We start from the raw sequence: 23511 nt of genomic DNA, 5'->3' as shown, positions 1-23511 counted from the left end.
GATTCCCTGTGTGGGAGCGGGCTTGCTCGCGAAAAGGCTTTCAGCCTGGCTTCAAGCGCCATCCCCGGAACATTTCTGAACTTTCCCCTGGCCGATATTTCCATTGCTTAAGCACCACGATGCAGCCGCCTGGCGCATGCCAGCAGGCTTCGAACGATCGCCAGAGCCGAGAGTGAATGTGACCTCCAAACCCTCCAGAACCCCATTGCGGCGAGCCGTGACCGGACCTTTGTTGTTTCTCTTCATCCTTGGCGATGTGCTGGGTGCCGGTGTCTACGCGCTGGCCGGGACCATCGCTGGACAGGTGGGGGGAGCGATCTGGGTGCCTTTATTGGTGGCGCTGTTCTTCGCCATGCTTACTGCCGGCTCGTATGCGGAGCTGGTTACGAAGTACCCGCAGGCCGGCGCGGCGTCGGTGTTCGCCGAAAAGGCGTTCCGCTCGCCGTTTCTTTCCTTTCTGGTCGGCTTTTGCATGCTGGCCGCGGCGGTGACCAGTGCAGCCGGCCTTTCGTTGGCGTTCGCGGGCGATTACCTGGCGACCTTCACTCACGTCCCGCCCCACATCGCTGCCCTGGTGTTCCTGGTGATGATCGCCTTGTTGAATGCCCGGGGAATCAAGGAGTCCCTGGGGGCAAACCTGGTCATGACCCTCATCGAGCTGTCGGGCCTGATACTGGTCATCGTCGCCGCGGCCTGGTTTTTCCGTTCCGGCGATGCCCATCTGCACAGTGCGCTGCAATTCAAACCGGGCGTCAGCCCATGGCTGGCGGTGTTGAGCGCGGCATTACTGGCGTTCTATTCGTTCGTCGGATTCGAAACCTCGGCCAATCTCGCCGAAGAAATACGCGACGTGCGTAAGGTCTATCCGCGCGCTTTGTTTGCCGCGTTGCTCACCGCCGGCGTGGTTTACATGGCCGTGGGCGTCGCGGCTGCCTCGGTGCTGCCCATGGAAGAATTGGTCGCTACTTCGGCGCCTTTGCTGGAAGTCGTCCGCGCCTCGGGGTTGAGCGTTTCGCCGCGGGTCTTTGCCTTCATCGCCCTGGTCGCCGTGGCCAATGGCGCGCTGCTGACCATGATCATGGCCAGCCGACTGGCCTATGGGATGGCCTGCCAGGGCTTACTGCCGGGGGGCTTGGCGCGAGTCCTGCGCAAAAGGCGCACACCGTGGGTCGCGATCATCGCCACCACCCTGGTCTCCATCGCGTTGACGCTGACAGGCTCTCTCGCCACATTGGCCGAGACCGTCGTGCTCTTGCTGCTTTTTGTTTTCCTCAGCACCAACCTGGCGGTGTTGGTGCTGCGCCGCGATCCGGTGGCGCAAGCGCATTTTCGGGTGCCCACTTGGGTGCCCCTCCTTGCGATCGTCTCGTGCCTGGTCTTGCTCAGCCAGCAAAGCCTGGAAACCTGGTTGCGCGGCGGCGCCCTGGTCGGTGTGGGAGGTCTGCTGTATCTGTGCACGCGAATGGCAATGCCTGTGGCCGTAAAACCCGGCTAGGTGTTTGGTTGCAAACCGATGCCGGTGATCGACGGCGCTCCAGAAAGCCAGGCCTTTGCCGATTCAGGGAGGGCTGACTAGAGTCTTTGCACCGGCAGGGACGTACCGTCAACGCAACGGAATATCGATCATGACCGAACACTCCCCCCGTCAAACCTTCAAGTCCCTTGGCTGTGCCGAGTGCCGCGACCATGAGGCGCTCGGGTTCGATTTCACCATGGCGTTCCAGCCGATCTTCAATCTGCGAACCGGCGCTGCGTTTGCCTATGAAGCACTGGTCAGAGGGATCAACGGTGAATCGGCGAGCGACATCCTGGGGCAGGTGAATGACGGCAACCGCTACCGGTTCGACCAGGCATGTCGCGTAAAGGCGATCGAAGAGGCTACCCGGTTGGGCCTTCTGGACCTCCCTCGATGCCTGCTGAGCATCAACTTCCTGCCCAACGCTGTTTACCGGGCCGAGACCTGCATCCGGGCTACGCTGGAGGCGGCGCGCCTGGCCAATTTTCCATTGGATCGGTTGATGTTCGAAGTCACCGAGGGCGAGAAAGTCGACGACCCTGACCACCTCAAGTCGATCTTCACCGAATACGAGCGCCAGGGGTTCACCACCGCGATCGATGATTTCGGCTCCGGCTATTCGGGTCTCAACCTGTTGGCGATGTTCCAGCCGCAGGTGCTGAAGATCGATATGGCGCTGACCCGTGGCATCGACCAGGATCCGGTGAAACAGGCCATTGTCGAAGGGATTCTCCTGGTGGCCAGGCGCCTGGGGATCCTGGTCATTGCCGAAGGGGTCGAGACCCCAGGGGAAAGCGCCGCGCTGGTGGGGCTGGGCATCGAGCTGATGCAAGGCTACCTGTACGCGCGGCCGGAAATAGGGCGCCTGCCCACCTGCCGTTTCGATGTGACGTAGGTCAGGCTGCTTCGGCGGCCATGGCCGCCTGGACGCAGGGGCGTGCTTCGATACGCTCCATGAACGCCATCAGCGCCGGCCAGTTGCTGATCTCGATGCCGAGCCGTGGCAACCATTTGAGTACGCTGAACAGATAGCTGTCGGCCAAGCCGAAGCGGCCCATCAGGTACGCCTGTTGTTCGAGAGCCCGGTTCAGGTAGTCGAAACGCCTGGACAGTTTTTCCCGGAAGATGACCTTGGCCGAGGCGGCCATGCCGGCGTTGAACAGTGGCGCGCAACCGCTGTGGATCTCGGTGGCAATGAAATTCAGCCACTCCTGCAAGCGCACCCGTTCCCAGGTGCCATTGGCCGGCGCAAGGGAGTTGCCCGGGACTTGGTCGGCCAGGTACTGGACGATGGCCGGTCCTTCGGTCAACACGTTGCCGTCATCCAGCGCCAGGGCCGCGACATAGCCCTTGGGATTGATGCTCAGGAAGTCCAGCCCGTCGGCGGTGCGCTTGGTCTGGTTGTCGACCCGGACCAACTCGAATGGCAGGCCCAGTTCCCGCAGGACGATGTGCGGGGACAATGAACAGGTCATGGGGGCAAAGTACAGTTTCATGGTGTTCCTAAGGGACGGTGGAGGTTCGCTGGGGCGATTGCCTTGGCGTGCGTCCCTAGAATCCCTGGCAACGGCAACATGTTCAAAGGACATTTGCGGTGCTAGCGTATGACAAAACCTCATGAGCATCGTGTCGCCCCATGATCAGCAGAATTCCCTCCCTCAATGGCCTGAAGGCGTTCGAATCGGCCGCCAGGCACATGAGCTTTACCAAGGCTGCCGAAGAGCTGAACGTGACACAGACCGCCGTCAGCCATCAGATCCGGCGGCTCGAAGAGGAGTTGGGCGTGCGTTTGTTCCTGCGGCTCAAGGACGGGCTGGCCCTGAGCCGTGAGGGCCAGGCTTACTTTCCCGGCATTCGTTCGGCGTTCCACGAGCTGCGCCATTGCACCGAGGCACTGCTGGAGACGCGCAATCACAGCGTGCTGACGATCAGCACCCTGGTTTCATTTGCTTCCAAGTGGCTGTTGCCGCGATTGGCGTCGTTCCAGCAGGCGTTTCCCGGCATCGATGTGCGTATCACTGCGTCCACCGAGTTGGTGGACTTTCGCAAAACGGGCATTGATGCTGCTATCCGCTACGGGGCCGGTGACTGGCAGGGACTGCGGGCCGACTGGCTGATGTGCGACGAGATCTTCCCGGTGTGCAGCCCGCGGTTGCTGGAGGGCTCCGGCGCCTTGCGCAACCCGGGCGATCTGGCCAGCCATACCTTGTTGCAGGTCAGTGGGCAGACCCAGGGCGACTGGAACGCCTGGCTGGAGGCCGCCGCCCAGCCGGCGCGGCTTGCCGAGGGCTCACGCCTGACATTCGACCTGGCGATGATGGCGGTGCAAGCTGCGGTGGATGGCTTGGGGGTGTGCATCGGGCGCTCGACGTACGTCGAGGACGACCTCAAGGCCGGGCGCTTGGTAGTGCCCTTTGACCTGAAGTTGAAATCCGATTTCGGTTTCTATCTCGTGAGCCCCCATGAAACGGCCGGGACCCAAACGGTGCAGGCGTTCAGGACCTGGCTGCTGGAGCAGGTCAGAGGCCCCGACAGACCTGCATTCAGTGATTTGGGCGGGTGACACGGCCAGTGTTTTTCTGACGTCAAAACATAATTGTGTTGCGGTGTATAAAGCCCCTGATCCGCGAGTCGATAGCCCTTTTGAAGTCCAATAAAATTTTCGGGTTCGCAGAGGGTATGCCATGTTTAACACAGCACTGAAAAGTGAACTGTCGGCCAGGACGGCCGAACTGGCAACATACAAGGGATTAGTCGGCGCGCTTGAACGGTCGATGGCCGTGATCGAGTTCAGTCCCGATGGCAAAGTCCTTCGTGCGAACGAGAATTTCCTGAAGACGATGGGCTACCGTGCCGACCAACTGGCAGGGCTCTCGCACCGCGATTTCTGTACCCCGGCGCTGGCCGGTAGTGCCGAGTACCGCGAATTCTGGAACCAGCTGCGCTCTGGTCAGTTTGTTTCCGGTACGTTCCAACGTCGCGGTGGGCAGGGCCAGAACATCTGGCTGGAAGCCAGCTACAACCCGGTCGTCGACGAACAGGGCCGCGTCGTCAAAGTGGTCAAGTATGCACTCGATGTCACGGCCAAGGTCGCGAGCGAGGCGGAAACCCGTGGCCGGCTGGCCGCGCTCGACCGAGCCATGGCGGTGATCGAGTTCGACCTGGGCGGCAATATCCTGACCGCCAACGACAACTTTTTGCACGTCATGAATTACTCACTGGGCGAGCTGAAAGGTAAGCACCATCGGATGTTTTGCGACTCGGACCTGGTCAACAGCGCCGAATACAGTGATTTCTGGCGACGCCTGAACGCCGGTGAATTCTTCAGCGGCCAGTTCAAGCGCCTGGGCAAGCACGGCAAGGTGGTCTGGCTGGAAGCCAGCTATAACCCGGTGTATGACGCCGAAGGCAAGTTGAGCAAGATCGTCAAGTTCGCCAGCAATATCAGCGAGCGGGTGGAGAAGTTCGAAGAGGACTCGCGCGGCGCCTCCCGTGCCTATCACATCTCTGCCGAGACCGAGCGCGTCGCGGAGCAGGGGGCCCAGGTCATCCATCAGACAGCCAAGGAAATGCGCGAGATCGCCGACAACATCGGCGCTTCCGCGCGCCTGGTCGGTCAATTGGGCGCGCGTTCGGAAGAAATCACGGCGATCGTCAACACCATCCGCGGCATTGCCGACCAGACCAACCTGCTGGCCCTCAATGCCGCCATCGAGGCTGCACGGGCCGGTGACCAGGGGCGGGGGTTCGCGGTAGTGGCCGACGAAGTCCGGCAACTGGCCGGGCGTACCAGCCGCTCGACGTCGGAGATCGCCGAGATGATCGGCAAGATACTGTCCGAAACCCGTGACGCGGTGTCCAGCATGAACGAGACCCACGAGGGGGCCTTGCGCGGGGTCACGCTGGCAGACCAGGCCGGCTCGGTCATCGTCCAGATCCGGGCCGGAACCACCGATGCGCTTGAGGCGGTGAGCATGTTCGCCTCCAAGCTCGACGAGTCCGAGGTCATTCCCAAGACGGCCATCGGCTGGGTGGGCTGAGCCCTGCAGGCATAGCGACTAGCCCATCTGTGCTATTCAGAATGAATCCCCGAGCCTGGATACTTTGGCGGTTGTGACCATCCAGGATCTCGGGAGAGTACATAAACGGAGTCGTTCGTTTTTGCAGTGTGATCAGTGCCACGCTGCTGTGTGTTTCAGTGGCCCATGCCGGTAGCCAGGCCTGCACGATGGAAGGTGAGATGACGGTCATGGGCCAGCATATCGAGGCCAAGGACTGCGTGCAGGCCAGCGATGAGCAGCCGGTGGCCAAGTTCCGTTCAAGCTGTGAAGCCTATGCCAACATGCCGGTCGCCCTGGGCGGAGAAGCGGGCCGGATCACCTATTCGCAAACCTGTCCGCCAAACCCCCAGGCCACCTGCCTGAACGTCAACGGACAGGGGGTGGATTTCTATTACTACAAGCGCACGGCTGACCTGCTGGAGAGCACCCGCAAGGGGTGCACCGTGAGTGGCGGTACCTGGAAGGAGTGAGCGAGGCCGGCTATTGGAGCGCCCTCGGTTGAGGCGATGCCCGGCGTTCGGACAGGCCATTGGATGTCTCTGTTCGATACGATCCATGCACCCTGGTGTTTCGGCGCGCAGTCGGGAGTGTTGGTGGTTGCAGGCTTGGCTGTTCCAGCCACCTTTCAGGGGCGCTCACAGCTTAGGAGGGGAGGGTAGGACGCGGCTATAGTACAAGTGTTCTATGGCATGGCGCGCTGGCAGGGAGGATAAATCCCACCGTCGGTCTACCGGTGTCGGGTTCAACTCTGTGAGTTGACTGGCCATCCGCCGTTGACGGGGAAACTGGAGAATTGTGCCGCTGCCGCCGCACGGGTAGGCACGCCCAGGGATTTGAGCAGGCTGGAGACATGGATGCGTACAGTGAAGGGCGAGATGCCCAGGTCTCGGGCGATTTCCTTGTTGGTCTTGCCGGCCGCGATCAAGCCAAGCACTTCCCGCTGGCGTGCGGTCAGTTGGGCCAGTGCATCGTCCAGCACCGAGTTTTCAGCCTGGTATTTCACCACCACTTCGCCTTCGCGGATGGCCATGATGGCGTCGGCGATGCCGGCGGGGTCGATGTTCTTGCCGATGAAACCGTCAGCCCCCAGCGACATGACCTGGGTAATGACATCCACGTCATCCACCATTGAAACCACAATGATCGAGGTGCGCTTGAATTCACTGCGCAATTGGCCGATGACTTGCAGCGACGTGATACCGGGAAAGCGCAGGTCGAGTATCAGGGTGTCCACTTCCAGCCCGGCGCGCGCCAGGGCCAATACTTCGTCCAGATTGCCGGCCTGTTCGATGGTGGCCGTCGGTATCAATCGTTCGATGGTCCGCAGCATGCCCTCGCGAAACAAAGGATGGTCATCGGCCACAATTACTCTGCACGTCATGCTCCAGATCCTCCTGACCTTCAAGTCAGCGCATCGTAACCTAAACGGCCCCCTTGGGTTTCAAGTTTGAAACAACCTTTCATGTTGGAATAATCCTGTGACCATGACAGAAAAGAATAGCGAGCTGGACCAGGCGACATTGAGATTGACGGTCGGGGCCTGCGCTTCAATCTATATCATCGTGGTCGCTTGCCTTTCCTATTCGGAATTCGGCACTTATGTCCCGATCATGTGGTACATGGTGTTTTTCTTCAGTGTCGCGGCGCCGCTGCGCATGGCGATCAAGCGCTGGCCCGGGCATTTTTTCCTGCGTCGTATCTTTGCCATGGCGCTTGACTACGCGAGCGTCGCCTTCGCCATGATAGTGGGCGGAGAGGCCGCATTGCCGGTCTATGCCGCGTTGCTCTGGGTCACGTTGGGTAATGGCATGCGCTTCGGGTCACGTTACCTGGCTGCCGCGACGCTGATTGCCTTGGCGACTCTGGTCATGATCTTCCTGCTCACGCCGTTCTGGCGGGGTCAGCCTTACATGTTCCTGATGCTGATCGTCACCACTGTCGTCGTGCCGGCCTATGCGCACATCCTGTTGACCCGTACCCGCATTGCCTCGGAAGAAGCGATTGCCGCGAACCAGGAAAAGTCGCGCTTCCTGGCCCAGGCCAGCCATGACCTGCGCCAGCCGATCCACTCCATCGGGCTGTTCACCGCATGCCTGCGCGACGCCCGGCTGGGCCAGGAAGAACTGCGGCTGGTCGATAACATCGACCGCTCATTGCACATCGTGTCGCAACTGTTTCGCTCGATCCTGGACATCTACACCCTCGACAACGGGCAACTGGAGCCGCAATCGGAGCCCGTGCACCTGGGCGCGCTGCTGCAGGACGTGGTCAAGCAGAACACCGAGGCGGCGCGCTGGGCCGGTGTCGAGTTGCGCCTGCGGCCCTGCCACCAGTGGGTCAACGTCAATGCCGGCCTGTTGGCGACCATGGTGCAGAACCTGATCTCCAATACGCTGAAGTACGCCCCTGGCAAACCGGTGTTGATTGGCGTGCGGCCCAGGGGCAATGGCCTGGCCATCGTCATCTACGACAAGGGGCGCGGCATTGCCGCCGAACATCTGCCCGAAGTGTTCAAGGAGTTCTACCGGGTGCGTCACGTCCGCGACAAGGACGTCGAGGGGCTGGGCCTGGGGTTGTCGATCGTCAAGCGCATCAGCCATCTGATCAACCTGCAGATCCGGCTCGATTCCAGGGTCGGCAGGGGAACCTGCGCCGCCATCGAAGGCCTGGAAAAGGTCGCGCCCCGGGCGGCGCTTGCGCGTACGCCGCCCACGCAGAGCCGCTTGCAGGGCTTGCGGGTGTGCCTGGTGGAGGATGACGCCAACGTGCTGATGGCGACCTCGGCGCTGCTGGAAAAGTGGGGTTGCGAAGTCGAGACCCACAGCGACGGGGTGGGCGTGACCAGCGACTGCGACATCATCATTGCCGACTTCGACCTCGGGACGAAGGTCTCGGGTTCCGAGTGCATCGCGGCGATCCGCGAGCAACGTGGCTGGGAGGTCCCGGCGATGATCATGACCGGCCACGACATCGAACGGATCCGCCATGCGTTGCACCACATGAACATCTCGATCCTGGCCAAGCCCGTGCGCCCCCCGGAGCTGCGGGCGACCTTGATGGAGCTGACCAAGCATTTCGCCAGCCTCAGGGTATGACGCCGTGGACCGGCACGGCCCCATCACCCTTGCACTGTGTGAAAGAGTGGATTGCAGCGTGTGCGTATTCCTGTACCGGCGCTTTGGGCAGAAGATGACGCCACTGACCTGCACGCCTGGCCACAGGTGTGGCGGAGTATCCCTGACCGAGGCGCCATGGCGCGGCTTTACGCTGCGGGCGCGAGGAGCTGATGATGGACGAAGCCACGACCGTACAACCCTCGCCCTGGCACGAAGGAGAGCTGACTTTGCAGCGCTCGGTGGGCGCGGTGGACATGATGGCCGGTGTTGGCCAGCGTCAGTTGGCGCGGACCTGGATGCCGGATCAGCATCGTGAGTTCTACGCCCAGTTGCCGTTCGTGGTGCTCGGAGCGGTGGATCGCCAGGGCGATGTCTGGGCGACCCTGCGTGCGGGGCGGCCCGGTTTCATGAACTCGCCCGATCCGCAAACCCTGCACATCAATGTCCAGCCGCAACCCGATGACCCGGCCCAGGAAGGCCTGGGCGAAGGGGACGCCATCGGCATGCTGGGCATCGAATTGCACACCCGGCGGCGTAACCGCATGAATGGGGTCGTGCGGCGCCAGCTTGAGCAGGGGCTCGAAATTTCGGTGCGCCAGGCCTATGGCAACTGCCCGCGTTACATCAACCTGCGCGAGTATGCCTTTGTCGAGGAGCAGGCCGGCGCACCCCGCGAGTTGACCGTGGCAGACCCCCTGGTGCGGCGCCTGGTGACGACCGCCGATTCGTTCTACATCGCCTCCTACGTGGTGCGTGATGGCGAGCGGCAGGTCGATGCCTCCCACCGCGGCGGCAAACCGGGGTTCGTGCGCATGGATGAGAACGGGACACTGACGGTGCCTGACTTTTCCGGGAACCTGTTCTTCAATACCTTGGGCAATATCCTGCTCAACCCTCGGGCCGGGCTGGTGTTCGTCGATGTCCAGACCGGCGACCTGCTGCAGATGAGCGGCACGGCGCAGGTGGTGCTGGACGATCCCGAGATCGCCGCGTTCCAGGGCGCCGAGCGCTTGTTGCGCTTCACGCCCCAGCGCATCGTCCACCGGCCGGCCGCACTCCCATTGCGCTGGAAAGACAAGGCCGAAGGGGAATCGCCGAATTCGCGGATGACCGGCAGTTGGGAGCATGCCACCGAGCGTTTGCAGGCCGAGGCCTTGCGGACCCACTGGCGTTCGCTGCGGGTCACGCAGGTGGTGGAGGAGAGCCCCGGCATTCGCTCGTTCTACCTGCAAGCGAGCGACGGGGTCGGTATGCCGCGGTTCGAAGCCGGGCAACATCTGCCGGTGCGGGTCTCGTTGCCTGGGCACAAAGCCCCGTCGATTCGAACCTACAGCGTGTCCAGTGCACCGTCGGATGATTTTCTGCGCATCAGCGTCAAGCGCGATGGTTCGGTGTCGTCCCACCTGCATGATCAGGTCCTGCCACTGCACACGATCGAGGCGCGCGCGCCCCAGGGGCATTTCACTGTGCAACCGACCGAACGGCGCCCCCTGGTGTTGCTGGCGGCCGGCGTTGGCATCACGCCGCTGTTGTCGATGTTGCGCGAAGTGGTTTACCAAGGGCTGCGCATAAACCGCCTGCGCCCGGTCTGGTTGGTGCAAAGCGCGCGGACGGTGGCTGAACTGGCGTTTCGTGATGAGATCGATGCACTGGTGGCGCGTGCCGGCGACAAGGTGCAAGTGTTGCGCATGGTCAGCCAGCCGCCTGTGGAGGCGGGCGCGAACGAAGCTTACGACCTGCCGGGCCGGATCGATATCGAGCTGCTCAAGAAGTGGTTGCCCTTGAATGACTACGATTACTACCTGTGCGGGCCAGGCAGCTTTACCCAGGCGCTGTACGATGGCCTGCGCGGCCTGCGCATTCCGGACGATCGCATCCATGCCGAAACCTTCGGCCCGTCCACCCTGGTGCGGGACGTCGAGGTCCTTGTCCCGGCGGCGCAGCAAGTGCCGGCGGCGACCGAGCCGGTGAAGATCCTGTTCGCCGGTTCGGCCAAGGAAGGGCGTTGGGAACCGGGCAGCGGGACCTTGCTCGAACTGGCCGAGGCGCGAGGGCTGGAGCCGGAATTCAGTTGCCGTGGCGGTTCCTGTGGCACCTGCAAGACTCGCCTGAGCCAGGGCCAGGTGCACTACCTGACCCCGCCGGCCGAACCGGTTGGCGAAGGCGAAGTGCTGATCTGTTGCGCGGTGCCGGCCCAAGGCAGTGAACCCCTGGTGCTGGAGATCTGAACCGGCGCCCGCTCAGCTAGAGCCCGCGTCGCACTTTGCCGGGGGCTTGGCCATGGAGCTCCTTGAATTTCTTGCTGAACGCGGCCTGGGATTGGTAGCCGACCTGTAACGCGATGTCACTCAACCCCAGGTGTGACTGGTGCAGGAGATTGAACGCCTGCTCCATGCGCATGTGCGTCAGCAGCACCCAGGGCGAGACGCCGGCGACTCTGACGAACGCGCGCATGAAGTTCGCCCGGGACATGTTCGCGATCTGCGCCAGGCTTTCGATGGTCCACGGGTGCGCGAGATCATCCAGCATCGCCTGCCAGGCCCGGCCCAGACGCTTGTCGCCCAGCAAGGCCAACGAGCCGCTGTCCTGCCCCTGGCTGGCCAGGTGTGCTCGAAGGATCAGGGTGAACAGCGCCTGGGACAGGGCGTCGAGCAGAAACCCCGCGCCGACCTGGTTGCCGTCCGCTTCCCCTCGCATCACTTCGACCAGCGCCGGCAGCGGGCCGCCGGCGGGCAGTGCGCCGCTGGGAATCACCAGGTAGTCGGGCAAGGCGGCGAACAGCAGCGAGGCGCGGTTGAAGTGGAAGTCGCCGCAGAGCATGTCCAGCTCAACGCTGGCACCGCCGATGCGATGAATCGGCAAGGTGCCGCCCATCACTTGAGTGGGCGTGACCGGCGCCACGGTTTTACCGGGGCTGTGCATGACGTGCCGGGCACCGCGCGGCAGCAGCAGGATATCGCCGGCGCGCATGGGCAAGCGCTGCCCATCCGGAAACTCCACCCGACATTCACCGGCCAGCACGATGTGATAGGGCGCCTTGCCCAACGCTTGCTGCGCGTGATCCAGGGCCCAGTCACCGTCGAACTGGCAGCGCAGGTCCAGGCTGCCGCGTACGTTGGCCAGGCTGATGAGTTTATCGATGGCATGCATTTGAGATTTTCGCGAAAAACGCTGAGAGCATTGGACAAACCCGACCGGCGCAGGGATGGAAAACTGAAGGCGTTGAAACAGTACACCCAACCCACTCAGGAGTTAATGCCATGTTCCATAACTGGTCCGAATTATTGCCCACCCTTCAAAAAGCCTTCGGCGCGCTGGGCCGCAGCAACCCGAAAATGGTCAAGGCCTACATGGCCTTGGGGGAGGCCGCCAGTGAAAACAACGTACTCGATGCCAAGACCCGCGAGCTGATCGCCATCGCGGTCGCCGTCACCACCCGTTGCGACGGATGTATCGCCGCCCACACCGACGCGGCGATCAAGGCCGGCGCAAACCGCGAAGAGGTCAGCGCAGCCCTGGCCACGGCGATCTCGTTGAACGCCGGCGCTGCGTACATCTATTCGCTGCGCACGCTGGAAGCCTACGACACGCTCAAAGCCCCGGCGTGATCACTGGCCCCACCTTCACCGTGGCGAAGGCCACGCAGTCCAGCGAGCGCCGGCGCCCTCGCCACGGTGAAACGATCAAGAAACCTTTGCCGGAACGGCGGACCTAATGCGAATACCAGGATCAGCGTCGGGTTTTCACTGATGGAGCATTCAAGCATCTACACGATCGGTCATTCCACCCGGACCTTCGACCAGTTCGTGGACATCGTCAAAGGGTTTGCAATCGAGACCGTGGTCGACGTCAGGACGGTTCCACGCTCACGCACCAACCCGCAATACAACCTGGATACCTTTGCCCAACGGCTGGCCGAAGTGGGCCTGGGTCACGAGCAGATCGAGCAGTTGGGTGGCTTGCGCAAGAAGTCCAGGAGCGTTGCCGATGAGGTCAATGGGTTCTGGGACAATCGCAGCTTCCACAACTATGCCGATTACGCGCTCTCGGACGAGTTCGAGCGCGGGCTGGTTCGCCTCCTGGACCTGAGCCAGCACCAACGTTGCGTCATCATGTGCGCGGAGGCTGTCTGGTGGCGCTGCCATCGGCGGATCATCGCGGATTATCTGCTGCTGCGCGGAGTTGAAGTCATCCATATCCTGGACAAGGACAAGGCAAACAAAGCCGTCTTGAACCCAGCCGCGAAGGTCTGCGGCACGACACTGCATTACCCTGCGGTGACAACTTCGGGCGCCTGAGAGCGGTCGCTATCGGCGCCGGGCCTGCCGCGCTTCCGTGCGCACCACCAGCCAGAGTCCCAAGGCGGACACAGCCAGGCCAGACACCATTTGCCAGGAAAGCGGCTCGCCGAACATGGCCCAGGCCCACAGCAGGGTGATGGGTGGGCTGAGGTAAAGCACGCTGGCGACCCGAGTGGCGGTCGCGCGGCGCAGGCACAGCCAATACAACCCATAGCCGCCCAGGGTGGACAACCCGGCGGTCCACAGCACGCTCATGGCAAACCCTGCGCTGGGAATCGGGGCCAGGCTGCCCTGGGCGCCCGCAAGGCCGGCGAAGGCCACGCCTGAGACGCAACATTGCAGCCACAGGTTAGGCAGCAGGCCCAGTGAATCGGACGCGGGAAGGCGCTTCTGCCACAGGGTGGCGACGGCCAGCGACAACATGCCCAGCAGCGGCAGGCTATAGGCCCACCACGGCGCGTTGCCCCACGCCAGCGCGCCGTGGGTGACCACGGACACGCCTAGCAGCCCGATGACCAGGCCTGCCCAGACTGGCCAGGCCAGTCGTTGCCCCAACACGCCGGCCGCCAGCAGGGCCATGCCGATGGGCAACAGGTCGGCCACCAGGGCGGCCAGGCCTGCGGGTACACCCAGGGCAATGCCTTGGACGATACCGGCCAGGTAGCCGGCCATGGCCAGGAGGCCGATGCCGGCATTTTTCAGAAGCACGCCGGGGGAGGCGCGCCGCAACTGACTGATGACGAACGGAAACAGAATGACAGTGACCACCACGCAGCGCCAGAACACCACCAGCAACGCCGGTGCGTAGTCGAGGGAGAACCGTGCGCCGATGAAGCCGGAACTCCAGGTCAGCAGCAACGCCGCCTCCAGTAGGGGCAATGGAATGGCCTGGCACCAGTCGGGCCGTGAGAGAGAAGGGCAGGACATCGATTTTGGCAAGTTCATGGCCCCAGGCTACGAAACCGGCGTAATCTAATAAATCAAAATATCGTGCATCAGTTGTTCAAAAGGGTTGAACTATGACAGCCACACTCGATATCGACTTGGTCCGCACGTTCCATGCGGTGGCGCGGATCGGCAAGTTCAACGCAGCGGCGCAACTGCTTCACAAGAGCCCGGCAGCGGTGAGCGTGCACATCCAACGGCTGGAGGCGGTTGCCGGTGGCCGTTTATTCAATCGTGACAATCAGGCCGTTTCCCTGACGACGCTGGGCAAGCGGCTGCTGCTGGCGACGACGGAGCTGCTGCGCACCCATGACCGAGTGCTGGCCGACCTGCAGGGGACGCGACTGGCGGGCCGCATTACCCTGGGGGTGCCGGACGAATACGCCGACCATGTGATTCGCGACATCCTCCCGACCTTCGCCTCGGCCTGGCCCAATGTAGTGCTGGAGCTCAAGACCGCGCCCAGCTATGCACTGCGCGACCTGGTGCAGCGCGACAAGCTTCAAGCCGCGGTCGTGACCCAGCCGAAGGGCGAGCCGGATGCCCAGGCGCAGGTGCTGGTGTCCACCACGCCGGTCTGGGTGGGTCCGGCCCAGACGGCGATCGCCTCGATGGAGCCGTTGCCGCTGGCCGTGCATGCGGCGCAATGCCCTTATCGCCAGGCGATGATCGAGTCCCTCAGGCAACGCGGCCGCAAGACGCGCATCGTCCTCGAAAGCCCCTCCAACCAGGCCGTCAAGGCGTGTGTGGAAGCGGGCCTGGCGATCAGCCTGATAGACCGCGCGCGGGTGACGCCGAGCATGCGAATCCTCGACGACCTGCCTGCCATTGCCGACCATGAGGTGGTGTTCGTCAGGTCTCAGGCCTCATACGCCGACGAAGCGGTTGACCTGCTCGGCCGGGCCCTGCAGCAGCATTTCCGGCTGTGAACCCGGCGCGGTGGTTCAAAACGGCCCCAGCTTGAGCGGGTACTGGATGACGACATACAGCCTGTCGATGTCGTCCCCAGCCTGGGCGCTGTTGGCGCGGTGGGTGACATGGGACAGTTGCAGTGACAGGTCTTTCGCCGGGCCTGATTGCACGGTGTAGTGCAGGTCCAGGTCGCGCTCCCAGTGGCGTCCGCCATCGCCTTGTTGTGGACGGTAGGTGCCGCTGTCCGCATCGAACGGGTTGTAGGCACCGCCTTGCGGCGCGTGGCTGCCGTCTATCCCGCTTCCGGTTACATAGCGGGCCATGAAGCTCAGGCCGGGAATGCCCAGGGCGCCGAGATCGAGGTCGTACCGTGCTTGCCAGGAGCGTTCCCCCGGGCCGTTGAAGTCGGCGTACTTGATCGAGTTGGCCAGGTAGATCGAATCGCCGCCGACGAAATCGAAGGGCGTGTCGCCATTGATCTTCTGATAGGCCAGGGTGAAGGCCTGGGCGTTGAGTCGATACCGACCGGAAAGGCTATAGGCCGTGGTGTCGATCTCGCCGGCGGCAGCCCGGCCTTCATCGCGGGTGTGGTACAGGTTGCCGTCGACAAACAGCGCGCCGAAGGTGGTGTGCAGGTTGGCGTAGTACTGGCGCCAGGTATCGCTCAGCTCGGACGCATAGAGGGCGCCGCCCAGGGGCTGTCCGGCCAGCAGGTCGGCGCCGATGAAGTCGATGGTGCTGTGACGGGTCGTGGCGCCGTAACCGGAAAAGTCGCCCCTGCCGGTGGAAGCGTCCTGGTTCTTGAATGCGCTGAAATGGCCCGCTTGCAGGTCGATGCCGTCGAGCTCGTGGCTGGTGAGTAGCGTGCCTGTGGCGTATTCCGGTTGCAGGCGTTTGTCTGCGGTGTCGAATACCGGGGTTTCCACGGTCATTTCACCCACTGCCAGGGTGGTGCGTGAGGTTTTGAACTTCAGCGCGCCGCCGGCGCTGGAATACTGGTCCTCGCTACGGCCGTCATCATCCAGCGGCAGCAATCCCGTGCCGGAGTGCCCCTTGCCGCCGTCCAGCTTCAGACCCAGGAAGCCGTGGGCATCGAGGCCCACGCCGACCGTGCCGGCGGTAAATCCAGACTCGAAAGACGTGATGAATCCCTGGGCCCATTCCGCCTTGTAGCTTTTGCCAGAGGGGCTGGCGGAGCGATAGTCGTTATTGAGGTAGAAGTTGCGGCTGAGCACGTCCAGCTTGGCGCCGTCGAGAACGCCAGCTGACTCTTGCCCCGACCCCGCCGCCATCACCGGCGCAGCCCCGCCGGCCAACCAGGCCAGGAGCCAGACCGGCTTGAGCCCGGTGATATTTTTTGATGCAAGCAACATGGGTAATGCCCCGGTGAAAAATGACTTGCCTCGGCTTGGCTGATTCCGGTGGGAAGGCCGGGCCGAACGGCGGGAGTCATTCTTCGTGGCGAGGCGGGGAGGGGCGAGTTAAACGTTGTTAATTAGGAGACGGTTGAGGATTGAATCGAGGTTGGCCGTGCCGACGCCTTCGCTAGCAAGCTCGCTCCCACAGGATTTGGTGCGTGCGCAAATGCAATGAACAACCGCAGATCCTTGTGGGAGCGAGCTTGCTCGCGAAAGCGACCCATCAGCTTGCCGAGATGTCGGCTGTGCAAATGCGATCGCGAGCAAGCTCCCACAGCCTCAGGCGTTTGTCGACAACGGCGGTGTGCGCGGCGGAATCAGGCGTTTGGACTCGATCGATTCAAACGCCGAAGCCAGTTGCAGCAGCTTCGAATCGTCATAGGCTCGACCGGCAAACGTCAGCCCGACCGGCATGCCGATGTCCGCCATGACGCCCATCGGCACGGTGACGGTGGGCACACCCAGGTGGCGGATGGCAAGGTTGCCGTTGGCAACCCAGACGCCGTTGCTCCAGGCAATGTCGGCAGATACCGGATTGATATCCGCATCCGCCGGCCCAACGTCGGCAACGGTGGGGAAGATCACCGCGTCCAGGCCCAGCCGGTCCATCCAGTCTTCGAGGTCGATCCGGCGCGTTTCTTCGAGGCCGCGCAGGCCGTCGGGCAGGGTCGGGATCTGGTCCCAGGGGGTGATGCCGCGCTCGGCCATTTTCACGTACTCGTCCATCCCGGCGGCAAGATCATCCTCGCGGTTGGGCAAGGTGCCCGGGTCGTGAGGGAAGATCTTCGGCCCGTCGACGTCGGCCAGACGGTTGAGTGTCGGATCCCCGTTGGCCCGCAGGAAATCATCGAAGGCCCAGGCCGACAAGTCCCACAGCTCATGGTGCAGGAACGCCTTGGACACCAGGCCCCGGGTGAACACGGTCGGTGCGCCGGGGCGATCGCCCTCGCAGTTGGACACCAATGGGAAATCCACCTCGATCACTTCGCCGCCATGGGCCTGGATGGCCTTGCGCGCCGCTTCCCAGAGCTCGATCACCGAGGCGCGGGTGTGGATGCGCTGGCCCGTCGGGCCGCCAATACCCGGTGCATCCGCCGTACCCGCTTCGGGATCGGCATTGATGTACATGCGCGGTACGCCGAAACGCTTGCCGGCGAGTGCGCCCGGTTGGCTGGCCAGGCTTGGGTAAGAGGCGGGGCGAACCGCCTCGACACTCGGAATCGGCACCCAGGGTTGCAGGCGCCACAGGTCGCCACGGGTATCCGGATCGCTTGCCACCACCACGTCCAGCACTTCCAGCAAGTCGGCCATCGTGCGGGCGAAGGGCACGACCACGTCCATGGTCGGCGTCAGCGGCCAGTTGCCGCGAACCGAGATCACCCCACGCGAGGGCGTGTAGGCGCACAGGCCGTTGTTCGACGCCGGGCCGCGGCCGCTGGACCAGGTTTCCTCCGCCAGGCCGAAGGCCGCGAAGCTGGCCGCAGTGGCCGTGCCGGCGCCGTTGGAGGAGCCCGAGGCAAAAGGCGCGGTGAGGTAGTCGCCGTTGTAGGGGCTTTCTGCCCGACCATACACGCCACGCTGCATGCCGCCATTCGCCATGGGGGGCATGTTGGTCTTGCCCAGGCAGATGGCACCGGCGGCGCGCAGCCGTTCGATGGTGAACGCATCGCGATAGGCAACCAGGTCCTTGAAGGCCGGGCTGCCGGACGCTGCCGTGAGCCCCTTGACCAGGTAACTGTCCTTGGCCGTATAAGGGATGCCATCGAGCGGGCCCAGGGTCTGGCCGCTGGCCCGGCGCGCATCGGACGCCTGCGCTTCCTTGAGGGCCTCGGGGTTGCGCACCACCACGGCGTTGAGGGCCGTGGACGTGTGCGGACCATCATAGGCATCGATCCTGGCCAGGTAGGCCTGCACCAACTCGACCGCCGTCGTCTGGCCGGATTCAAGCGCGGCGCGCAGTTGGGCAATGGAGACTTCGGTGATTTCGATCATGGGGTGCTCACCCCAACTGACCGGGCGAGGCCGGTCGCGTCACGTTGGAATCGGGTCACTTCAGTCTCCTCAAGATGGATATTTATCGGTTTTCACGCACTGTACTACGTGGCGTTCGGCGGGTCTATTGAGCGGGCTTGTCGTTATGCACGGATTGGCTCGCCATTCGTCCGTCTCACTGGCGAGCCTGGCTTGACAGCCGGACGGGCAAGGGAAATACTCGCCGCAATATTCATATATATGACTAGATAACAAGGTGAATAAGGTCAATGAACCCTCTTTCCAGTGATGTGCGCCTGCCGCTCTATCAACGCCTGCGCGACCAGTTGGCCGAGCAGATTGCCAACAACCGCTGGCGCCCGGGGGAGGCGATCCCCACGGAGGCCGCGCTCTCGGCGGAGTATCAACTGTCCACCGGCACCGTGCGCAAAGCCATCGATGCCCTGGTCAGCGAGGGCATCCTGGAGCGCCAGCAGGGGCGAGGCACCTTCATTCGCCGGCCACAGTTTCAATCTTCCTTGTTTCGTTTCTTCCGTTTCCAGAGCGCCTCGGGCGAACGTCGGGTTCCCGAGAGCCGCATCCTGTCCATCGAGCCGGTGGCCGCGCCATCGGCGGTGGCCCAGGCGCTGGGGCTGCCCGCCGATGCCCCGGTGATTCGCATCGTCCGCCTGCGTCTGCTCGATATCGAGCCGGTGCTCGCCGAAGAAATCTGGTTGCCGCGCGACCGGTTCCAATCGCTGCTCGAAATCGACCTGAGTCAGAAGGGCCCGTTGCTGTACCCCATCTACGAAGAAACCTGCGGCCAGGTGGTTGCCTACGCCCAGGAAACCCTCACCGCCGAGTCGGTGAACGACGTGCACGCGCGATTGCTGCAAGTGCCGGTCAACAGCCCGGTGGTGGTGATCGAGCGGCTGGCGCGTGACTACGCCGGCACGCCGCTGGAATGGCGGCGCTCGCGCGGGCATGCCGAGCATTTCCGCTACAGCGTGGATATTCGCTGACCCATGACGGGTTGATACAGCCCCGGCGGCGAACCTCGGCGCCGGTTCCGTTTTTTTGCCATCACTGGCCCTGCAGCGGCGCGGTTCGCTCTCGGCTGCCTTTGATTCGACTATAAGGATAAAAAACATGTTCAGTTGGTATCGCCAAGTCACTGCGCGGGAGCGCAAAACGTTCTGGGCCTGCTTCGGCGGCTGGTCGCTCGACGCGCTGGAAGTGCAAATGTTTGGCCTGGCGATACCGGCGCTGATCGCCGCGTTTGCCTTGTCCAAGGGGGATGCGGGGCTGATCAGCGGCGTGACCCTGGTCACCTCGGCGCTCGGCGGCTGGGTCGGCGGCACGCTGTCGGACCGCTACGGCCGGGTGCGAACGCTGCAATGGATGATCCTGTGGTTTTCTTTCTTCACCTTCCTGTCGGCGTTTGTGACCGGCTTCCATCAACTGCTGGTGGTCAAGGCGCTGCAAGGTTTCGGCATTGGTGGCGAATGGGCCGCCGGTGCGGTGCTGATGGCCGAGACCATCAACCCCAAGTATCGCGGCAAGGTCATGGGCACGGTACAGAGTGCCTGGGCAGTGGGTTGGGGCCTAGCCGTCGGGGTCTTCACGCTGATCTACTCGTTCGTGCCCCAGGACATGGCCTGGCGAGTGATGTTCATCGTTGGCCTGCTGCCGTCGTTCCTGATCATCTGGGTGCGGCGCAACGTCGAGGAACCCGACAGCTTCCAGCGCCTGCAAAAGGAAAAGGCCATTCCGCAGAACTTCTTCAAGTCCCTGGGCGGCATCTTCCGGCCTGAACTGATCCGCGTGACATTGTTTGGCGGCCTGCTGGGCTTGGGTGCCCACGGCGGCTATCACGCGGTGATGACCTGGTTGCCGACCTTCCTCAAGACCGAGCGCAACCTGTCGGTACTCAACTCCGGCGGCTACCTGGCGGTGATCATCTTCGCCTTCTGGTGCGGTTGCGTGGTCAGCGGCCTGTTGATCGATCGCATCGGCCGCCGCAAGAACATCGTGTTGTTCGCGCTGTGCTGCGTGGTCACCGTGCAGTGCTACGTATTCTTGCCGCTGACCAACACCCAGATGCTGTTCCTGGGTTTCCCCCTGGGCTTCTTCGCGGCCGGCATCCCGGCGAGCCTCGGGGCGCTGTTCAACGAGTTGTACCCGGCGGATGTGCGGGGCGCCGGCGTCGGCTTCTGCTACAACTTCGGCCGCGTGCTGTCGGCGGTGTTCCCGTTCCTGGTCGGGCACATGAGTGATTCGATGTCGCTGGGATCGGCCATTGGCATCGACGCCGGCATCGCCTATGGCGTAGCGGTGATCGCGGCGCTGTGCCTGCCGGAGACCCGTGGCCGTAGCCTGGAAGCGTCGAAGCAACCAGAACATCCCGTTACCCCCAGCGAGAGCGCCCATGCCTGATACGCGTTCGCCGATCACCGGCATCGACTCCCACGCGCATGTGTTCAGCCGCGAGCTGGCGCTGGTTGCCGCGCGGCGCTACACACCCGACTATGATGCGACGCTGGCGCAGTACCTCGACCACCTGCACGCTCATGGCCTGAGCCATGGCGTCCTGGTGCAGCCGAGCTTTCTCGGCACCGACAACCGCTACCTGCTGGCCGCGTTGCGCCAGGCGCCGGAGCAATTGCGCGGGGTGGTGGTGCTGGAGCGGGGCGTGAGTCGCGCCGAGTTGCAAGACATGGCCCGGGCAGGCGTGGTCGGCGTGCGCCTGAACCTGATGGGCCAGGCCTTGCCGGATTTTCGCGAGGCTGCCTGGAAGGCCTTTTTCGCTCACATCGCCGAGCTGGACTGGCATGTCGAGTTGCACCGCCATGTCGAAGACCTGCCGGAATTGATTCGCCAATTGTTGCCCCTCGGCATCCGGCTGGTGGTCGATCATTTCGGCCGTCCGGATGCGCGCCAGGGCCTTGGTCAACCGGGCTTCGCCGAGCTGATGGCGCTGGGTGCGAGCGGGCAGGTGTGGATGAAGGTGTCCGGTATTTATCGATTGGCTGGAACGGATCGCCAGAACCTCGAGTTCGCCCAGGCGGCATTGGCTGTCCTTGAGCAGCGTTTCGGTCCCCAACGACTGGTGTGGGGCAGTGACTGGCCGCACACGCAGCACGAACAGAGCGTTGGCTTCGATACGGTGATCGGGCAGTTGCAAGCCTTGGCGTGTCCCGCTCCGCTGCGCCATGCCCTGTTGGTGCAGGCGCCACGGGCGTTGTTCAAGTTTTGAAATGCGTGGGGTGTGCCGGCAACGCTCGCCGGAGGGAGAGCGCTCGGTGGCACATCCTCTGATGCACCCCTTCAATGCCCCTGGCTGTTTCTGATCAGCTCATAAGCCCGGCGTACCAACGGGTTGACGGTGTTGGGTCGAATCCACAAGTAATAGGTCACATCGGGCAACCGAGGCAGGCCATCGCTCTCACCCAGAACCCGCATGTCCGGGCCGAGCATTTCCATGCTACGGGGCGTGACGCCCAATCCTGCGCGTGTGGCAGCCTTGATGCCGATCAGATTCGAAGCCAGATAGGCCTGGCGCCAAGGGATATTGGCGTGTTCCAACGCTTGGAGGGCGTAGCGACGATAGATGCTGGGGTCATCCACCAATATCAGCGGCAAGGGTTCGCCGGGATTGTGGCTGTACTGCGCAGAGCAGATCCACCATACCGGTGAAGTGCGCAAGGCAAACCCTTCGAGTTTCGGGTCCTGGCGCGTGGAAATAATCATGTCGACCTTGCCCCGGTGCAGGTCGTCCATCAGGAAAGGGCTGCGGCCGACATCGATTTCCAGGCGCAGGCGCGGCGCCGAGCGGGCGATATGGGCGAGGATCGGCGGCAGGATGGTATCGGCGATGTCGTGTGGGGAGCCAATGCGCAGCACTCCGCTCAGGCTGCTCTCGCGCAGGGAACTGAGTACGTCATCGTTGAGCGACAACATCTGCCGCGCGTGGCGCAGCAACTGCTGGCCCGCCTCGGTGAGCTGTTTGTGCCGCCCGCGCTTCTCGAACAGGCTCACGCCCACCTGATGTTCCAGGCGTTGCATGTGCTGGGTCACCGATGATTGAGTGCGTGCCAGTTGCGCACCCGCCTGGGCGAAGCCGTGGTGATCGACCACGGCGATGAAGGTGCGCAGTAATTCGAGATCGAGGGTCGACATGGGGGCGGTTCATATCAAGGGGACAACGCTAAACATTACAGAAGTTTATGCTTCAGGGGGAGGCTTTGAAACGGTACTTCCGTGGAGGCCAGGCAGTACGCGGTTATAAGATTTTTGCCCGAGAATAAGACCTTGCCAGTTATAACGATATTAGATATTTGCATTTCCTTCGTTAGCAGGCGGTCCCTAGGATGCCCACTCATCAGGTCGGGGAACGCCGATCGTTCTTGAGGGGAAATCCATGCTGCACGAGCGCTCACCTGTAAAACGTTTGTTGCCTTTCATGCTGGGCGCCTTGATCTCGATGTCCGGCGTCAATCCTGCGCAAGCCGATGCCACTCTGGACAAGATCGAGCAACGCCACGTTCTGGTGGTCGGCGTGCTGTTGTCCGGTGGTCCTTTCGGTGGAATCGATCCCGCTACCCAGAAGCCTCGCGGCTTCAACGTCGACCTGGCAGAGGAGTTGGGCCGGCAATTGGGAGCGCAGGTGCAACTGGTGCCAGTGTTGCCGGCCAACCGCGTGCAGTTCCTGCAACAAGGCAAAGTCGACCTGCTGATTGCCAACATGGAATGGACCGCTGAGCGCGGTGAGATCCTTGGCTTCGTGCCGACACCGTTCTACCGCGTAGGCGGCACCGCAGCGGTGCTCAAGGACAGCACCATCAGTCGCTGGGACGACCTTAAGAATCAGCCTGTCTGCACCTCCCAGGGCAGCAGCTACATCAAGCCCCTCACGGAGCTGGGGGTCGAGATCAAGGCATTCAAGAGCTCGTCGGAGTCGCTGCTGGCGCTGCGGGGCAACAACTGCGTGGCGGCCGTACACGATGCCACGCTGATCAATCCGCTGATTGCCGACACCCCCGAATGGCAGGGCTACCGTGCCCTGAGTCCGGAGCTCAACCCGGCACCCTCGGTGATCTGGACACGCAAGGGGGAACAGGATACCCAGGCCAGGCTCGACCCGATCATCCAGCAATTGCACCGCAGCGGCTGGTTGATCGACGCCCAGACCCGCAACCGCATCACGCCGGCATCACCGGCACTGGTTGAGTTGCAGAAACAGTTCCAGGCCAACGGCGCTTGAGGGGCGAG

Annotated in this window: 21 protein-coding genes; 14 read left to right on the top strand and 7 right to left on the bottom strand. The window is 63.0% G+C overall.

What is annotated here, in order from left to right:
- The first annotated feature begins 178 nt into the window (after positions 1-178).
- Together VM99_00465 and VM99_00460 are read left to right on the top strand one after the other, a co-directional pair.
- Positions 179-1495 carry an amino acid permease gene (locus VM99_00465; protein AKK01646.1) on the top strand — a complete coding sequence of 439 codons (1317 nt, stop codon included), beginning with the start codon at positions 179-181 and terminating at the stop codon, positions 1493-1495.
- A gap of 130 nt (positions 1496-1625) precedes the next feature.
- Complete coding sequence (locus VM99_00460) at positions 1626-2411, top strand: diguanylate phosphodiesterase (GenBank protein AKJ96602.1); 786 nt, start codon at positions 1626-1628, stop codon at positions 2409-2411.
- Position 2412: 1 nt separating this feature from the next.
- Here the strand turns inward: VM99_00460 and VM99_00455 are convergent, their stop codons facing one another.
- On the bottom strand, positions 2413-3012 hold the full coding sequence (locus VM99_00455; protein AKJ96601.1) for a glutathione S-transferase: 600 nt from the start codon (positions 3010-3012) through the stop codon (positions 2413-2415).
- Positions 3013-3152: 140 nt separating this feature from the next.
- Between VM99_00455 and VM99_00450 the strand changes: the two genes are divergently transcribed.
- The 3 genes from VM99_00450 (at position 3153) to VM99_00440 (ending at position 6047) form a co-directional block, all read left to right on the top strand.
- Positions 3153-4079 (top strand): transcriptional regulator, encoded by a 927-nt coding sequence (locus VM99_00450; protein AKJ96600.1) that lies wholly within the window; start codon positions 3153-3155, stop codon positions 4077-4079.
- Positions 4080-4200: 121 nt separating this feature from the next.
- Complete coding sequence (locus tag VM99_00445; GenBank protein AKJ96599.1) at positions 4201-5556, top strand: chemotaxis protein; 1356 nt, start codon at positions 4201-4203, stop codon at positions 5554-5556.
- Between the two features lie 200 nt (positions 5557-5756).
- A complete protein-coding gene (locus VM99_00440) occupies positions 5757-6047 on the top strand; it encodes a hypothetical protein (GenBank protein AKJ96598.1) in 291 nt (96 codons plus the stop codon).
- A 272-nt stretch (positions 6048-6319) separates the two neighbouring features.
- Here the strand turns inward: VM99_00440 and VM99_00435 are convergent, their stop codons facing one another.
- A complete protein-coding gene (locus tag VM99_00435; GenBank protein AKJ96597.1) occupies positions 6320-6958 on the bottom strand; it encodes a LuxR family transcriptional regulator in 639 nt (212 codons plus the stop codon).
- 103 nt (positions 6959-7061) lie between these two features.
- On the opposite strand from VM99_00435, the gene VM99_00430 reads away from it, so the two are divergent.
- Together VM99_00430 and VM99_00425 are read left to right on the top strand one after the other, a co-directional pair.
- Positions 7062-8672 carry a histidine kinase gene (locus VM99_00430; GenBank protein AKK01645.1) on the top strand — a complete coding sequence of 537 codons (1611 nt, stop codon included), beginning with the start codon at positions 7062-7064 and terminating at the stop codon, positions 8670-8672.
- Between the two features lie 194 nt (positions 8673-8866).
- On the top strand, positions 8867-10921 hold the full coding sequence (locus tag VM99_00425) for an FAD-binding oxidoreductase (protein AKJ96596.1): 2055 nt from the start codon (positions 8867-8869) through the stop codon (positions 10919-10921).
- A 16-nt stretch (positions 10922-10937) separates the two neighbouring features.
- Here VM99_00425 and VM99_00420 read toward each other — a convergent pair whose 3' ends face one another.
- Positions 10938-11843 carry an AraC family transcriptional regulator gene (locus VM99_00420; GenBank protein AKJ96595.1) on the bottom strand — a complete coding sequence of 302 codons (906 nt, stop codon included), beginning with the start codon at positions 11841-11843 and terminating at the stop codon, positions 10938-10940.
- A gap of 110 nt (positions 11844-11953) precedes the next feature.
- Here VM99_00420 and VM99_00415 point away from each other — a divergent pair, with 110 nt between their 5' ends.
- Positions 11954-12301, top strand: coding sequence for a hypothetical protein (locus VM99_00415; GenBank protein ID AKJ96594.1), 348 nt, complete (start codon positions 11954-11956; stop codon positions 12299-12301).
- Positions 12302-12442: 141 nt separating this feature from the next.
- Positions 12443-12991 carry a DNA repair protein gene (locus VM99_00410; GenBank protein ID AKJ96593.1) on the top strand — a complete coding sequence of 183 codons (549 nt, stop codon included), beginning with the start codon at positions 12443-12445 and terminating at the stop codon, positions 12989-12991.
- Between the two features lie 9 nt (positions 12992-13000).
- On the opposite strand, the gene VM99_00405 is transcribed toward VM99_00410, so the two are convergent.
- Positions 13001-13921, bottom strand: coding sequence for a membrane protein (locus VM99_00405; protein ID AKJ96592.1), 921 nt, complete (start codon positions 13919-13921; stop codon positions 13001-13003).
- A gap of 92 nt (positions 13922-14013) precedes the next feature.
- Between VM99_00405 and VM99_00400 the strand changes: the two genes are divergently transcribed.
- Entirely contained in the window at positions 14014-14868 is an 855-nt protein-coding gene (locus VM99_00400) for a LysR family transcriptional regulator (GenBank protein ID AKJ96591.1), read from the top strand.
- A 15-nt stretch (positions 14869-14883) separates the two neighbouring features.
- Here VM99_00400 and VM99_00395 read toward each other — a convergent pair whose 3' ends face one another.
- Positions 14884-16224 carry a membrane protein gene (locus VM99_00395; GenBank protein ID AKJ96590.1) on the bottom strand — a complete coding sequence of 447 codons (1341 nt, stop codon included), beginning with the start codon at positions 16222-16224 and terminating at the stop codon, positions 14884-14886.
- A 324-nt stretch (positions 16225-16548) separates the two neighbouring features.
- Positions 16549-18261, bottom strand: coding sequence for an amidase (locus tag VM99_00390; GenBank protein AKJ96589.1), 1713 nt, complete (start codon positions 18259-18261; stop codon positions 16549-16551).
- A 269-nt stretch (positions 18262-18530) separates the two neighbouring features.
- Here VM99_00390 and VM99_00385 point away from each other — a divergent pair, with 269 nt between their 5' ends.
- The 3 genes from VM99_00385 (at position 18531) to VM99_00375 (ending at position 21496) form a co-directional block, all read left to right on the top strand.
- The gene (locus VM99_00385; GenBank protein AKJ96588.1) at positions 18531-19262 is read left to right on the top strand and encodes a GntR family transcriptional regulator; all 732 of its coding nucleotides are present in this window, start codon (positions 18531-18533) and stop codon (positions 19260-19262) included.
- A gap of 127 nt (positions 19263-19389) precedes the next feature.
- On the top strand, positions 19390-20676 hold the full coding sequence (locus VM99_00380; protein AKJ96587.1) for an MFS transporter: 1287 nt from the start codon (positions 19390-19392) through the stop codon (positions 20674-20676).
- Entirely contained in the window at positions 20669-21496 is an 828-nt protein-coding gene (locus tag VM99_00375; protein ID AKJ96586.1) for a membrane protein, read from the top strand. Before VM99_00380 ends, VM99_00375 begins: the two co-directional genes overlap by 8 nt.
- 71 nt (positions 21497-21567) lie before the next feature.
- On the opposite strand, the gene VM99_00370 is transcribed toward VM99_00375, so the two are convergent.
- Positions 21568-22419 carry a LysR family transcriptional regulator gene (locus VM99_00370; GenBank protein ID AKJ96585.1) on the bottom strand — a complete coding sequence of 284 codons (852 nt, stop codon included), beginning with the start codon at positions 22417-22419 and terminating at the stop codon, positions 21568-21570.
- A 241-nt stretch (positions 22420-22660) separates the two neighbouring features.
- Between VM99_00370 and VM99_00365 the strand changes: the two genes are divergently transcribed.
- Complete coding sequence (locus VM99_00365) at positions 22661-23503, top strand: amino acid ABC transporter (GenBank protein AKJ96584.1); 843 nt, start codon at positions 22661-22663, stop codon at positions 23501-23503.
- The last annotated feature ends 8 nt before the right edge of the window (positions 23504-23511 follow it).

The sequence above is a fragment of the Pseudomonas chlororaphis genome (assembly GCA_001023535.1).
Classification (GTDB): Bacteria; Pseudomonadota; Gammaproteobacteria; order Pseudomonadales; family Pseudomonadaceae; genus Aquipseudomonas; species Aquipseudomonas chlororaphis_E.
This window is presented reverse-complemented; position numbering and strand designations above follow the sequence as displayed.

Coding starts and splice junctions, on each gene's coding strand:
- VM99_00460 (AKJ96602.1), top strand. CDS start 1,626: ATGACCGAACACTCCCCCCGTCAAACCTTCAAGTCCCTTGGCTGTGCC.
- VM99_00455 (AKJ96601.1), bottom strand. CDS start 3,012: ATGAAACTGTACTTTGCCCCCATGACCTGTTCATTGTCCCCGCACATC.
- VM99_00450 (AKJ96600.1), top strand. CDS start 3,153: ATGATCAGCAGAATTCCCTCCCTCAATGGCCTGAAGGCGTTCGAATCG.
- VM99_00445 (AKJ96599.1), top strand. CDS start 4,201: ATGTTTAACACAGCACTGAAAAGTGAACTGTCGGCCAGGACGGCCGAA.
- VM99_00440 (AKJ96598.1), top strand. CDS start 5,757: ATGACGGTCATGGGCCAGCATATCGAGGCCAAGGACTGCGTGCAGGCC.
- VM99_00435 (AKJ96597.1), bottom strand. CDS start 6,958: ATGACGTGCAGAGTAATTGTGGCCGATGACCATCCTTTGTTTCGCGAG.
- VM99_00430 (AKK01645.1), top strand. CDS start 7,062: ATGACAGAAAAGAATAGCGAGCTGGACCAGGCGACATTGAGATTGACG.
- VM99_00425 (AKJ96596.1), top strand. CDS start 8,867: ATGGACGAAGCCACGACCGTACAACCCTCGCCCTGGCACGAAGGAGAG.
- VM99_00420 (AKJ96595.1), bottom strand. CDS start 11,843: ATGCATGCCATCGATAAACTCATCAGCCTGGCCAACGTACGCGGCAGC.
- VM99_00415 (AKJ96594.1), top strand. CDS start 11,954: ATGTTCCATAACTGGTCCGAATTATTGCCCACCCTTCAAAAAGCCTTC.
- VM99_00410 (AKJ96593.1), top strand. CDS start 12,443: ATGGAGCATTCAAGCATCTACACGATCGGTCATTCCACCCGGACCTTC.
- VM99_00405 (AKJ96592.1), bottom strand. CDS start 13,921: ATGTCCTGCCCTTCTCTCTCACGGCCCGACTGGTGCCAGGCCATTCCA.
- VM99_00400 (AKJ96591.1), top strand. CDS start 14,014: ATGACAGCCACACTCGATATCGACTTGGTCCGCACGTTCCATGCGGTG.
- VM99_00395 (AKJ96590.1), bottom strand. CDS start 16,224: ATGTTGCTTGCATCAAAAAATATCACCGGGCTCAAGCCGGTCTGGCTC.
- VM99_00390 (AKJ96589.1), bottom strand. CDS start 18,261: ATGATCGAAATCACCGAAGTCTCCATTGCCCAACTGCGCGCCGCGCTT.
- VM99_00385 (AKJ96588.1), top strand. CDS start 18,531: ATGAACCCTCTTTCCAGTGATGTGCGCCTGCCGCTCTATCAACGCCTG.
- VM99_00380 (AKJ96587.1), top strand. CDS start 19,390: ATGTTCAGTTGGTATCGCCAAGTCACTGCGCGGGAGCGCAAAACGTTC.
- VM99_00375 (AKJ96586.1), top strand. CDS start 20,669: ATGCCTGATACGCGTTCGCCGATCACCGGCATCGACTCCCACGCGCAT.
- VM99_00370 (AKJ96585.1), bottom strand. CDS start 22,419: ATGTCGACCCTCGATCTCGAATTACTGCGCACCTTCATCGCCGTGGTC.
- VM99_00365 (AKJ96584.1), top strand. CDS start 22,661: ATGCTGCACGAGCGCTCACCTGTAAAACGTTTGTTGCCTTTCATGCTG.